This is a genomic window from Bacillus pretiosus, from assembly GCF_051294775.1.
In the GTDB taxonomy this organism is placed as follows: Bacteria; Bacillota; Bacilli; order Bacillales; family Bacillaceae_G; genus Bacillus_A; species Bacillus_A wiedmannii.
Map to the genome: position 1 here is coordinate 47,806 of NZ_JBPPHF010000009.1, position 12,265 is coordinate 60,070.

Below are 12,265 nucleotides of genomic sequence, written 5' to 3' on the forward strand. Positions count from 1 at the left end.
TCGAAAAGGAGCGGATACGCATGATGAACAAAATGAAATCAAACAAATTTTTAAATACAATGGGCATGGTGCTATCCGCACTTGTCGATGCAAAAGCTGTTGCAACTACATTAAATAAATAAGGAGAGATTATAATGAACAACATTACATTTAACAAATCAGACTTTATCGGACTTGCAAGTGGAGCGACTCTTCTTACAGCCTTCATTTACACACTTGCTCAAGGTCTTGTTTAATACTTTGTTTCCCCAAACCCCTTTATATATAGAAAAGGCTGCTCGTCTTATAGACAAGCAGCTTTTTAGTTTGTCCCGCTTTAATGGGTAGGAAGACCCCCACCTCAAAATTCAGCGAAAGCAAAGAAGTTAGGTGGGGATCGGGCTGCCCATTAAAGTCCGATTGGTGAGGGCTGATAATCAGTGGGGGATGAAGAAACCCCCCACTGATTAAAGTTTCACTTTATTTCATATATAACCTGACCTGTTTTCGTCATATCGTATCCGCCAATCGCTTTTAATTCATTATGAAATTCTTCCGATTGCAGAATGTCTTTCACGACTTCGATCAGCTCTTCATTTTCTTTATTCTTCAAAATCACTAAATCATACTGTTCTTTCATGATTGGAATAAAGTCTACATTTACAATCTGTGAAAACTTTTCTGAACCTACTCCTACGTCAGCTTTTCCATTTGCGACTTGCGTGGCAACACCAAGATGATTCGACTCTTCCCATTCATATCCACTAATACGCTCTTTATTTAATTTTTGAATGCGCAATTGTTCATCCACTAACACCCTAATGCCAGAACCTTTTTCTCGATTTACAAATCGTATAGAAGATTGAGATAAATCAGCCCATGTTTTTATATTTTTCGGATTTCCCTTTTGCACATAAAACCCAACGTTTCTTGCTAATAAATTAATCATCGTACATGGTTGTCCCACTAAAATACGTTTTACATACGGAACATTATATGTACCTGTTTCTCCATCAAACAAATGCAAGCTAACGATATTTCCTTCTCCTTGATACATTTTTACTAAACTCGTTAAACTACCTTGATATGCCCTTAATATGTTTGAACTTGGCAGGCGATTTTCTATACGTTTTGCCAACATATCTAACGTTAGTTCTTGTCCGCTAATAATACATGTATCCAAGCCCCTACTATCTTCGCTCTTTACAGGAGTACCTTGTATTTTCCCTGTTTTCATTTGCTTTATATATTGTTCTAAATCTGTTGCATCAATGCGCATCTGTCTACCAATTCTATAAGAAGGAAGTTCTCCTTTTTTAATTAGATCGTATACAGTTAATTTTGATACCTTTAATCGCTTCGCTACTTCTTCCGTTGTGTAGGAATGATGATCCATAGACGATTCCTCACTTTCTTCCTTCATTGTAACAAAGAAAAGAATATTTCTCCTATATTTAAAAACAACTACATCGTTCAAATTATATTCAATTATAACTAGTTATATCTAGTTATAATTAGTTATAATTAAACATGTCAAAACGAAAGGGGATTTTTTTATGAACAAGTTTACATTACAATCCATCGGAGCACTTATACTTTCTTTTCTTCTTATATTTAGTGCTGCATGTACAAGCGGCGAAAAGAAAGAGAAATCAACTGCTAAAGAAGGAAAAGCAGTTGAACTTACTATATCAGCTGCTGCAAGCTTACAAGATGCACTAAAAGAAATTGAAACAAAATATAAAGAAAAAGAACCTAATATTAAACTTTCTTTTAACTTCGGTGCTTCTGGTGCACTTCAACAACAAATTGAACAAGGCGCACCTGCTGATTTATTCTTCTCAGCAGCCGAAGATAAATTCCAAACTCTTGTAAAAAAAGGATTCATTAATGAAAAAGAAGGGAAAAATCTTCTTGGAAATGAACTTGTTCTAGTTGTCCCAAAAGATAGTTCTCTTACGAAAATTCAAGATTTAAAAGATGAAAAAATTAAGAAAATCGCACTTGGTACACCTGAATCTGTACCCGCGGGAAAATACGCAAAGGCTTCTCTCACGCATGAAAATCTTTGGAATGACATTCAAAATAAAATCGTATTTACAAAAGATGTTCGCCAAGTGTTAACATATGTAGAAACAGGTAATGTCGATGCTGGTATTGTATACAAAACAGATGCTCTTATTTCAAACAAAGTAAAGATTGGTGAGACAGCAGCAGCTACTTCGCATGAGCCAATCCACTATCCTTTAGGTGTTATAAAAGAATCTAAGCACAAGAAAGAGGCGACTTCATTTTATGAGTATTTGCAGTCAAAAGATGCACAATCTATCTTTAAAAAATATGGATTTACAGTCCTATCATAATTGCCATGAGCTTTGATGCTATTTTTTCACCAATCTTTCTATCTATACGAGTAGCTGCATGCGCCACCATTATCGTTACAATTTTAGGGACGATTATTGGAAGGGCTTTAGCACGCTCCTCATGGAGATATAAAATAATATTAGAAACTATTTTCTTATTACCAATGGTACTTCCGCCAACTGTAATCGGCTTTTTTCTCATTATCATTTTTGGAAATAATAGTCCCATTGGAACGTGGGTAGAATCAATATTTCAGCAGTCCATTATGTTCACATCTACTGCTGCGATCATCGCTTCTACAGTTGTTGCATTTCCGCTCATGTATCAATCAGCAAAAACGGGATTTTCTATTGCAAATATACAAATTGAAGAAAGTGCTCGCGACCTTGGTGCAAGTGAATATCAAGTTTTTCTGCACGTTACACTTCCGCTTGCATTTCCCGCCTTACTAAGCGGAATGATTTTGAGCTTTGTTCGTGCGCTCGGTGAGTTCGGTGCTACACTCATGTTCGCTGGGAACATTCCTGGTAAAACTCAAACAATCCCAACTGCAATTTACATGGCGATTGATGCAAGTGATATGCAGCTCGCTTGGACACTTGTAGTTATCACTATTAGTATGTCACTCCTATTTCTGCTATGTATTCAGCTTATTAATAAAAGAATTACTAACTCTTAAAGCAGCTTTTATCGAAGCTGCTTCTTTATTTCTTAGGAAATAAAATATACCATTGGGAAATAACTGAATTTTACCTTTTATTAAAATATACATTTTATTTGAATTCACTTTCTAAAATAGGCAATTTCCTGTTATTATATGGAGGTGTTTCAAAAAATGAAGAAATGAAAACGCATTTATATCGTGAATTCTTCATCCTGTTTTAGCGATCGGTAATCTTCTACTCTAGTAGTGGGGCATTACCGATCGTTAGAACGATATGTAATTATATTGGTATAGAAAACCGAAGGGAGTCTTGTAATGGACATTTTATTAGCGCTTCTTCCTGCAATTGCATGGGGAAACATCTTATTAGTAAGCGTAAAAATGGGCGGTGGTGCATATAGCCAAACGGTAGGTATGACAATCGGTGCTCTATTCTTCGCAACAATTATGTATGTATTTACTCAACCAGCTTTAACAATGACAGTCTTGATTGTTGGTTTTATTTCAGGTTTATTCTGGGCTTTAGGACAAGTAAACCAATTAAAAACAGTTGAAAAACTAGGTGTTTCAACTACTGTAACGATTTCTACTGGTATGCAACTTGTTGCAACTTCTATCTTTGGGGTTATCGCTTTCCGTGAGTGGACTACTACAACAACGATTGTTCTGGGAACGATTGCAATCCTATTAATCGTAGTTGGTGTTGTATTCACATCACTAGATGACAAAGAAAATGCACAGCCACCAGGACAATTGAAAAAAGGACTTCTTACTTTAATTGTTTCTACTTTCGGTTACCTTGTATATGTAATTATTATTCGTTGGTATAATATCGATGGTTGGTCTGCTATTTTACCACAAGCAGTTGGTATGTTTGTTGGTGCGGTTGTATTGACATCTAAACATAAACCATTTAACAAATATGCAATCCGTAATGCTTTATCTGGTTTACTATGGGGAACTGGAAACTTATTCTTACTTCTTTCATTACCACGTGTCGGAGTAGCAACAAGCTTCCCATTATCTCAAACTGGAATCGTTATCTCAACATTCGGTGCGATTGTCTTCTTAGGTGAAAAGAAAACAAAACGTCAATTGATCTTTATTGCACTAGGTAGTGTTTTAATTATCGGTGGCGCTGTATTGTTAGGTATGACAAAAGCATAAACTTATAATCTATTAATCCCTGAAGCAGTTATGCTTCAGGGATTTTTTATTACAACTATTTTTTAAGTATAATAATTTTTATAACCTTATTTATATTAACCCTCCTCCCTCCATTTCCATCCTTTTCACAATAAGTCTTTTCTTTTTACAAAATTCTCTTAAAGATGGTATCGTTTTTTATAACATATCTTCACTAGAAAGGAATAAAGGATATGCTAACTAAACATCGAATTCTATTTATTGGTGCTGGTCGTATGGCAGAAGCTATATTTTCCGGATTACTTAAAACAAGCAAAGAATACATCGAAAAAATTATCGTTTCTAACCGCAGCAACGTAGAAAAGCTAGAACAATTACAAGGACGATATAATGTGTCTATCACAACAGATTGGAAGCAGCATGTTACATCTGTTGATACGATTGTTTTAGCAATGCCGCCTTCTGCACATGAAGAATTATTAGCGGAGCTATCTCCGTTACTATCGAATCAACTTGTCGTAACGGTAGCTGCTGGCATTGGTCCATCTTATTTAGAAGCTAGACTCCCTAAGGACACGCCTGTTGCTTGGATTATGCCAAATACAGCTGCTGAAATTGGGAAGTCAATCTCCTTATATACAACAGGACAATCAGTAAACGAGATGCATCAAGAAACCTTGCAACTGCTTTTAAGAGGCATTGGTACTTCGCAACTTTGCACTGAGGAAGAAGTTCATCAGCTTACTGCAGTTACTGGAAGTGCACCAGCTTTCCTTTATTACTTTGCTGAAAGCTTGATTGAAGCAACAAAAAGTTATGGCGTCGATGAATCAACCGCAAAACACCTTGTCATTCAAATGATTTCTGGATCTGCTTCTATGCTTGAACAAACGCAAGATCCGGCTAACCTCCGCGAACAAGTAACAACGCCAGGTGGTTCCACAGCTGAAGGTCTCAAAGCTTTATATGAATATAATTTTTCAGAGGCGATTCAAAAAGCAGTAGAAGCAACAAACAAAAAAGCTAGGGGGAAATAATATGAGTTTAACAAGTTTAAAAGACTATACTACATTACATAACGGTGTAAAAATGCCTTGGTTCGGTTTAGGTGTTTTTAAAGTAGAAGATGGTTCAGAAGTAATTGAGTCTGTAAAATCAGCAATTAAAAATGGCTACCGCAGCATCGATACTGCAGCAATCTATCAAAACGAAGAAGGCGTTGGACAAGCGATCCGTGAAGCAGGTGTTTCACGTGAAGAATTATTTATTACATCAAAAGTATGGAATAGCGATCAAGGATATGAAACAACACTTCAAGCATTTGAAACTACATTAGAAAAATTAGGTCTAGAATATTTAGATTTATATTTAGTACATTGGCCTGTAAAAGGGAAATATACTGAATCATGGAAAGCGTTAGAAAAACTTTATAAAGATGGCCGTGTTCGTGCTATCGGTGTGAGTAATTTTCACATTCACCACTTACAAGACGTATTTGAAATCGCTGAAATTAAGCCAATGGTCAATCAAGTGGAATACCACCCACGTTTAGCACAAGAAGAATTACACGCTTTCTGTAAAGAACATAACATCCAGCTTGAAGCTTGGTCACCATTAATGCAGGGACAACTACTGGATAACTCCACATTACAAGACATTGCGACAAAATATAATAAATCAACTGCACAAATTATTTTACGCTGGGATTTACAAAATGAAGTTGTAACAATCCCTAAATCTATTAAAGAACATCGCATTATTGAAAATGCAAATATATTCGATTTTGAATTAAGTGCTGATGACATGAAAGCAATTCAAGCTCTAAATGAAGATCGTCGCGTTGGTCCAGATCCAGATAACTTTGACTTCTAGTAGAAAAACCACTGCCATATGCAGTGGTTTTTCTCGTTAAATAAAACTGAAAATTTAAACTATATTTCAATTGGTTGACACTTCATCATCCAAGGTGTAAGATTTTGAATTATCAAAGAAACGCAAAAATTAATAAAATTTATTCGTTTACTCATTGTATCAAGAGAGGTGGAGGGACTGGCCCTTTGAAACCTCGGCAACAGGTTCATTTTGAATACTGTGCCACTTCCTGCAAGCATTGTGCTTGAAAGATAGAATGAGGGACTTCGTTTATATACGGGTGCATAACTTGTACGTAAAAATCCCTCTTTCTCAATATGAAAAGAGGGATTTTTTATTTTTCATTTCCCTCATCATCATCCAAACTTAATTATTTAGGAGGAAAATCAAATGAAAAAGAAGTTTGTACCCGGTATTGCATCAGTTGTAGGAGTAAGTATTTTATTAACTGGTTGCGGTAGTTATAAAAACGAAGCAAGCGGAGCAAATGCAAAAGACGAGGCGCCTAGTAAACAGGTTTTAAACTTATCTTCACCTACTGAAATACGAACAATGGATACAGCTCGTGCTACAGATACTGATTCTGGTCAAGTAATGAGAAACGTATTTGAAGGTTTGTATAATCTTGGTGAAGGTAACAAACCTGTCCCTGGCGTTGCGAAATCTCATGAAGTAAGTGGCGATAAAACGAAATACACATTCCACCTGCGAGATTCAAAATGGTCAAACGGCACTCCTGTCACAGCGAAAGATTTTGTCTTCGCTTGGCAAAGAGCTGTTGATCCAGCAACAGCCTCTGAATATGCATTTCTATTCTTTGATATTAAAAATGCAACAAAAATTAACAACAAAGAACTTCCAGCCGATCAACTTGGTGTAAAAGCAATTGATGACCATACGTTTGAGGTAGAATTAGAACGTCCTGTTCCGTACTTTATAAGCTTAACAGCATTCCCAACATTTCTACCAATTAACGAGGAATTCTTTAAAGCACAAGGTGATAAGTATGCGTTAGAAGACAATACAATTTTGTACAACGGAGCTTTTACACTAAGCGATTGGAAGCATGAGCGAAGCTTTAAATTTAAGAAAAACCCTACCTATTGGGATAAAGATACTGTCAAACTGGAAGAAATCAATTTTAACGTCGTAAAAGAAAAATCTACAGAAGTAAATTTATTCGAGTCAAAACAATTAGATCGTATCAAACTAACATCTGACTTCGTTGATAAATATAAAAAGGATGCTAACTTTAAAGAACGGCCAAACGTAGGGGTACAGTTTCTACGTATGAATCAACAAAACAAAGTACTTCAAAACGTTTCTGCACGCCAAGCAATCGATCAAACAATTGATCGAAAATCCTTTGTAAATACGTTATTAAATGACGGCTCCACACCAACCTCTAGTCTCGTGCCGAAAAACTTTGCAAAAGGACCTGACGGAACAGACTTCCGTACTGCAAACGGCGATTTAACAAAGGTTGATACAAAATCTGCTCAAGAATTATGGAAAAAGGCAAAACAAGAACTTGGGTCTGAAAAAATAACATTAGAACTATTAATAAATGACGGTGACCTTGAAAAGAAAACTGGTGAGTTCTTAAAAGGACAATTAGAAAAGAATTTAGATGGCTTAACAGTAAATATAAAGCCGCAACCACGTAAACAACAAGTTTCACTTTTATTAAAAGGTGACTACGAAATTGGAATTGACGGCTGGAGCCCTGACTTTGCAGATCCAATTACATTCCTTGAGCTATTTACAACGAATAACCCTTACAACTTAGATCATTACTCTAATAAGGAGTTCGATGAAACAATAGCAAAAGTGAAAACAACTTTAGCCGGTGATGAAAAAGCTCGCTGGGAAGCATTACTAGCATCCGAGAAAATATTATTTAAAGACTCTGTTATCGCTCCTCTTTACCAAAAAGGCGAATCTTATTTAGAACGTTCTTATGTGAAAGGAATTGTGCAAGTAGACTTTGCAGGTCAATTAAACTTCAAATGGGCCAAAATTGAAAAATAAAGCGAAACTTTAATCAGTTGGGTTTTCTTCATCCCCCACTGATTATTAGCCCAAACCAATTGTTTTTTTAGCAAAACATATTAAAAGCAGATTCCCTAATGCGAGGAAATCTGCTTTTTTAATATATTATTCTAAGAAATTAACAATCTATTTTTATTATTGACATATAGTTCTTTCCAGTGTTGATATTCTAAATAATCAAAGAAACAAAATATTTCACCATCAAAATATAACGTCTACTACGTTGAAACATATAACGATAGATTATAGCTCAACATGTATATACATATAGAACACCTGATTACCTACATACACATGTATATACATATAGAACACCTGATTACCTACATACACATATCTATAATAGGTTTTCTCTTCTTCTATAGCTACACTTCAAAACGTGGACATTACGACGTTACGAACAACACATTTAGGGAGGAACGAACAATGAAGAAAAAAGTTGTACCTGTTGTTGCATCTGTTTTAGGGGCAAGTCTATTACTAACTGCTTGCGGAGGAAATAAAGATCATGCAAGCGGAGCGAAAGCAAATGATAAACAGGCGATTAACTTATCATTCGCTTCAGAAATTCCAACAATGGATGTTGCAAAAGCAACGGATGGGGAATCCATGAGCGTAATGCGCAATGTTTTTGAAGGTTTATATGCAATGGGAGAAGATAACAAACCAATTCCTGGTGTTGCTGAGTCGGTTGACCTTAGTCCCGATAAAACAAAATATACATTCCACCTGCGTGATTCAAAATGGTCAAACGGTACTCCAGTTACAGCAAAGGACTTTGTCTTCGCTTGGCAACGTGCCGTAAATCCTGATACAGCAGCTGAATATGCATTCTTATTCTTCGATATACAGAATGCGAAACAAATAAGCCAGAAACAATTGCCAATTGATCAACTAGGTGTCAAAGCTCTTGATGATAAAACGTTAGAAGTACAACTAGACCGTCCTGTTCCCTACTTCTTAAGCTTAACGACATTCTCAACATTCTTACCAATTAATGAAGATTACTTAAAATCTCAGGGCGATAAATATGGTTTAGAAACAAATCATTTAATTTACAACGGTGCTTTCATATTAGATAACTGGAAACACGAGCAAAGCTTCCAATTGAAGAAGAACCCTAACTATTGGGATGCTAAAACTGTAAAATTAGAAGAAATCAACTTCAATGTCGTTAAAGATAAATCTACAGAAGTTAACTTATACGATTCAGGACAAATTGATTGCGTTGCTTTAACTGCGGAGTTTGTTGATAAATATAAGAGCGATCCAAACTTCAAAGACCGCGCTGAAGTTGGCATTCAATTCTTACGACTAAATCAAAAAAATGAAACATTAAAAAATCAACATGCACGCCTTGCTATTAACGGAGCAATGAATAAAAAAGCATACGTAGAAACAATTTTAAATAACGGTGCTATTCCAGCTGAAGGAATGGTTCCTGCGAAATTCGCAAAGAGTCCAGAAGGTAACGACTTCCGTAAAGAAAACGGAAACCTAGTCAAAGATGATGTGAAAACAGCGAAAGAAAACTGGAAAAAAGCGAAACAAGAACTTGGTACTGACAAAGTAACAATCGAACTATTAACAAGTGATAATGCTTTAGCTAAAAAAACTGGTGAATATTTAAAAGGTGAACTAGAAAAGAACCTAGATGGATTAACAGTGACATTAAAACCACAACCACGTAAACAACAGCTGAAACTACTATTAAGTGGTGACTATGAAATCGGTATTGATGGCTGGGGCCCTGACTTCGCTGACCCAATTACATTCTTAGATTTATTTACAACAGATAGTGCTTATAACTTCGATAAATACTCTAACAAAGAGTATGATGAGCTCATTCATAAAGTGAAAACAGATTTAGCTAGCGATGAAAAGGCTCGCTTTGAAGCAATGAAGCAAGCTGAAAAAATCCTATTACAAGACGGTGCTGTCGCTCCTTTATATCAACAAGGTCGTTCTTACCTACAACGCGGATTTATTAAAGGGCTTGTAACAACTGACTTCGGTGGTGAATTTAACTACAAGTGGACAGAAGTTACAAAATAATAAAATAAAAAAGGTATCCAATCGCAGGATACCTTTTTTATTTTATACTTCTTTAACTACATAGCTTCTTCTCTTTACTATTCCTTTTATAGATACAGTAATTACTGCTACCAATTGTGTAACTAATATAATGACTAATAATGAAATAATATTTTTCTCTAAACTTACTCCCCCAAATATTATTGTATAATAGCCATTCGCTGCATATGTTGCGGGAAATAATTCACCGATTGTTTGATATGTTTTAGAAAGCATCTCATGTGGTACAATTACACCCGAACTTACAAGTTGTAATGATAGTGAAATTATATTAAAGATCATACCTGCATTTCCGAAAACAGTTATGAACATTTATGTTAATGAAAGAAAGGCGAAGAAGACTATTGTCAATAATCCTCTTCCCCTTCTTTTTGCATCGAACTAAAACTCATCATAAATATAAACATAAACATCAAATATGTTCTCCACGTCAAAGAAGGTATATGCCCTGACCACAGATAGCTAATGAAATAGTTAATTCCCATAATACAAGACGATACTACTAAACTAATGCTTATTAGTTTTGCATATTTGAACATATCTTTTCTCCTTACTTTTCTATCTCTTCAAATTGCAGATTTATTGGCTCTTCTAGTAGTGTTTCATAAAAATTTTCAGCCAAATCTGTTGAAGGAATTTTTTCATCCACTTCATCAAATCGAATACTATCTAGCCACACACAACCTTCCCCTGATAATAAGACACCAAATGCTATACCAAGTGCTCCTTCTTTTATATCTAATACAACCGAGTACGATTGCCAGTTATTCGTATTTTTAATTGGGCGATTTTGCATGTTATCCATAGCGAGCGGTTCTGTATCTTTTCCGTCTACTCGCATCCACAATCCTGCCCAGTCCTTTACGTTCTCACTCTTAACAAATGCTGTTAAACGTAATCTTTTACCTACATATTTATCTGCTCGAAACATTTGCATTAATGTTGAAAATCCTCCATGTGTAACATCCTCTTTTGCTTTTATGTATGCAGATACTTTTCCTTGATGGGCAACTTCATAATCTAAACCCATCTCATATTCAGCAGGATGACTTCCGCTTAAGATCCATCCTTTCGGTATACCTTTTTGCATTGAAACACCCTCTCTTTCTATATAAAATGACTGGAAATACTTTCGATATTTCTTCGGCGGCAATTGAAACATTCTTTTAAAGGCTCTCGTAAATGCCTCTTGTGAGGAAAAGCCGTATTGTACTGCAATATCAATAACAGCCCTCTTCGTTGACACTAAAGCTTGCGCAGCATGAGTTAACCTTCTCTTTCGAATATAATCCGTTACACTCATCCCAACATATCTTTGAAAGATGCGATGAAAATGGTACATCGATACTGCACCATGAGACGCCACTCTTTCTGTTGTAAGCTCCTCATGTAAATGCTCCTCTATATATTCAATTGCTTTTTTTATCATCTCTTTATATTCTTCATGCATGTTAGTACCTCCTCACAACCTTAATTTACCATATACATACAAATCATTTTTGATTTAAATTGCGGATTAAACTTTGTGGCTACAAGTTAATAATTTATTTTCAACACATACATAATTACATGATTTTGGGAAAAACTTGTATAGAACGAATTTACATAAGGAGGAAATTATAATGAGAATTTTACTATCAGTTTTATTAGCGCTTATGCTAGTACCTGTATTAACAGGATGTAAAGCTCCTGCAAAAGAAGATACAACTTCTAATAAGAAAACTACTGAAGAAGCAAAAAATGAAGCTCCTGCTGATTTAAAACTTAACTTCAATGAATTTAGTTTAGATGCAGACTATCAAGATACGAAGAAAGACTACGAGGCTGATTATAAGAATGTAGCAGCTGATAAGAAAATGGAAGCAAAACTTGAAGACCATAAATCAAATGCAAAGTTTACAGGTGACGAGGCTATTACAAAATTAAGCCCACTTCTACAAGAATTAAAATTTGATAAGGATACTCCTGACCAAGAAGTAATCGATCAAGTAGTAAATGTGTTCAAACTTGATAAAGACTACCAAAAGTTTGATTTAGAAGTTGTCTTCTCTGATGGAACGAAAAAAGAATATAAAAGAGAAATAAAATAAAGAA

At 35.4% G+C, this 12,265-nt stretch carries 13 protein-coding genes and 1 riboswitch; of the genes, 9 read left to right on the plus strand and 4 right to left on the minus strand.

Annotated elements, in window-relative coordinates; genetic code table 11:
- Positions 1-134 precede the first annotated feature (134 nt).
- Positions 135-236 carry a DUF3948 family protein gene (locus tag ACSG5Z_RS27685; protein WP_001060018.1) on the plus strand — a complete coding sequence of 34 codons (102 nt, stop codon included), beginning with the start codon at positions 135-137 and terminating at the stop codon, positions 234-236.
- A gap of 218 nt (positions 237-454) precedes the next feature.
- On the opposite strand, the gene ACSG5Z_RS27690 is transcribed toward ACSG5Z_RS27685, so the two are convergent.
- Entirely contained in the window at positions 455-1,402 is a 948-nt protein-coding gene (locus tag ACSG5Z_RS27690) for a substrate-binding domain-containing protein (protein WP_087984958.1), read from the minus strand.
- A 133-nt stretch (positions 1,403-1,535) separates the two neighbouring features.
- Between ACSG5Z_RS27690 and modA the strand changes: the two genes are divergently transcribed.
- From modA to ACSG5Z_RS27725, 7 genes are all read left to right on the plus strand, one after another.
- Positions 1,536-2,342 carry a molybdate ABC transporter substrate-binding protein gene (gene modA, locus ACSG5Z_RS27695; RefSeq protein ID WP_137011016.1) on the plus strand — a complete coding sequence of 269 codons (807 nt, stop codon included), beginning with the start codon at positions 1,536-1,538 and terminating at the stop codon, positions 2,340-2,342.
- A gap of 5 nt (positions 2,343-2,347) precedes the next feature.
- Entirely contained in the window at positions 2,348-3,022 is a 675-nt protein-coding gene (gene modB, locus ACSG5Z_RS27700; RefSeq protein WP_435712634.1) for a molybdate ABC transporter permease subunit, read from the plus strand.
- Positions 3,023-3,322: 300 nt separating this feature from the next.
- Positions 3,323-4,174, plus strand: coding sequence for a GRP family sugar transporter (locus tag ACSG5Z_RS27705; RefSeq protein WP_000353549.1), 852 nt, complete (start codon positions 3,323-3,325; stop codon positions 4,172-4,174).
- A gap of 212 nt (positions 4,175-4,386) precedes the next feature.
- Positions 4,387-5,190 carry a pyrroline-5-carboxylate reductase gene (gene proC, locus ACSG5Z_RS27710; RefSeq protein WP_435712635.1) on the plus strand — a complete coding sequence of 268 codons (804 nt, stop codon included), beginning with the start codon at positions 4,387-4,389 and terminating at the stop codon, positions 5,188-5,190.
- Between the two features lies 1 nt (position 5,191).
- Entirely contained in the window at positions 5,192-6,025 is an 834-nt protein-coding gene (gene pgoN, locus ACSG5Z_RS27715; RefSeq protein ID WP_088061710.1) for a glyoxal/methylglyoxal reductase, read from the plus strand.
- A gap of 153 nt (positions 6,026-6,178) precedes the next feature.
- Positions 6,179-6,283, plus strand: a riboswitch (SAM riboswitch).
- Between the two features lie 132 nt (positions 6,284-6,415).
- Positions 6,416-8,056 (plus strand): peptide ABC transporter substrate-binding protein, encoded by a 1,641-nt coding sequence (locus ACSG5Z_RS27720; RefSeq protein ID WP_435712636.1) that lies wholly within the window; start codon positions 6,416-6,418, stop codon positions 8,054-8,056.
- Positions 8,057-8,503: 447 nt separating this feature from the next.
- Positions 8,504-10,132, plus strand: a complete 1,629-nt coding sequence (locus ACSG5Z_RS27725; protein ID WP_435712637.1) for a peptide ABC transporter substrate-binding protein — start codon at positions 8,504-8,506, stop codon at positions 10,130-10,132.
- Positions 10,133-10,174: 42 nt separating this feature from the next.
- On the opposite strand, the gene ACSG5Z_RS27730 is transcribed toward ACSG5Z_RS27725, so the two are convergent.
- Genes ACSG5Z_RS27730 through ACSG5Z_RS27740 form a run of 3 tightly spaced genes read right to left on the minus strand, consistent with a single transcriptional unit; the run spans position 10,175 to position 11,621 of the window.
- Positions 10,175-10,483 (minus strand): ABC-2 transporter permease, encoded by a 309-nt coding sequence (locus ACSG5Z_RS27730; protein WP_435712638.1) that lies wholly within the window; start codon positions 10,481-10,483, stop codon positions 10,175-10,177.
- 35 nt (positions 10,484-10,518) lie between these two features.
- Positions 10,519-10,710, minus strand: coding sequence for a hypothetical protein (locus tag ACSG5Z_RS27735; RefSeq protein WP_075312858.1), 192 nt, complete (start codon positions 10,708-10,710; stop codon positions 10,519-10,521).
- Positions 10,711-10,721: 11 nt separating this feature from the next.
- Positions 10,722-11,621 carry a helix-turn-helix domain-containing protein gene (locus tag ACSG5Z_RS27740; RefSeq protein WP_435712639.1) on the minus strand — a complete coding sequence of 300 codons (900 nt, stop codon included), beginning with the start codon at positions 11,619-11,621 and terminating at the stop codon, positions 10,722-10,724.
- Between the two features lie 172 nt (positions 11,622-11,793).
- On the opposite strand from ACSG5Z_RS27740, the gene ACSG5Z_RS27745 reads away from it, so the two are divergent.
- A complete protein-coding gene (locus ACSG5Z_RS27745; protein ID WP_001221562.1) occupies positions 11,794-12,261 on the plus strand; it encodes a YusW family protein in 468 nt (155 codons plus the stop codon).
- The last annotated feature ends 4 nt before the right edge of the window (positions 12,262-12,265 follow it).

Excerpts from the sequence above, each read along its gene's own strand:
- ACSG5Z_RS27685 (WP_001060018.1), top strand. The coding sequence starts at position 135 with ATGAACAACATTACATTTAACAAATCAGACTTTATCGGACTTGCAAGT.
- ACSG5Z_RS27690 (WP_087984958.1), bottom strand. The coding sequence starts at position 1,402 with ATGAAGGAAGAAAGTGAGGAATCGTCTATGGATCATCATTCCTACACA.
- modA (WP_137011016.1), top strand. The coding sequence starts at position 1,536 with ATGAACAAGTTTACATTACAATCCATCGGAGCACTTATACTTTCTTTT.
- modB (WP_435712634.1), top strand. The coding sequence starts at position 2,348 with ATGAGCTTTGATGCTATTTTTTCACCAATCTTTCTATCTATACGAGTA.
- ACSG5Z_RS27705 (WP_000353549.1), top strand. The coding sequence starts at position 3,323 with ATGGACATTTTATTAGCGCTTCTTCCTGCAATTGCATGGGGAAACATC.
- proC (WP_435712635.1), top strand. The coding sequence starts at position 4,387 with ATGCTAACTAAACATCGAATTCTATTTATTGGTGCTGGTCGTATGGCA.
- pgoN (WP_088061710.1), top strand. The coding sequence starts at position 5,192 with ATGAGTTTAACAAGTTTAAAAGACTATACTACATTACATAACGGTGTA.
- ACSG5Z_RS27720 (WP_435712636.1), top strand. The coding sequence starts at position 6,416 with ATGAAAAAGAAGTTTGTACCCGGTATTGCATCAGTTGTAGGAGTAAGT.
- ACSG5Z_RS27725 (WP_435712637.1), top strand. The coding sequence starts at position 8,504 with ATGAAGAAAAAAGTTGTACCTGTTGTTGCATCTGTTTTAGGGGCAAGT.
- ACSG5Z_RS27730 (WP_435712638.1), bottom strand. The coding sequence starts at position 10,483 with ATGTTCATAACTGTTTTCGGAAATGCAGGTATGATCTTTAATATAATT.
- ACSG5Z_RS27735 (WP_075312858.1), bottom strand. The coding sequence starts at position 10,710 with ATGTTCAAATATGCAAAACTAATAAGCATTAGTTTAGTAGTATCGTCT.
- ACSG5Z_RS27740 (WP_435712639.1), bottom strand. The coding sequence starts at position 11,621 with ATGCATGAAGAATATAAAGAGATGATAAAAAAAGCAATTGAATATATA.
- ACSG5Z_RS27745 (WP_001221562.1), top strand. The coding sequence starts at position 11,794 with ATGAGAATTTTACTATCAGTTTTATTAGCGCTTATGCTAGTACCTGTA.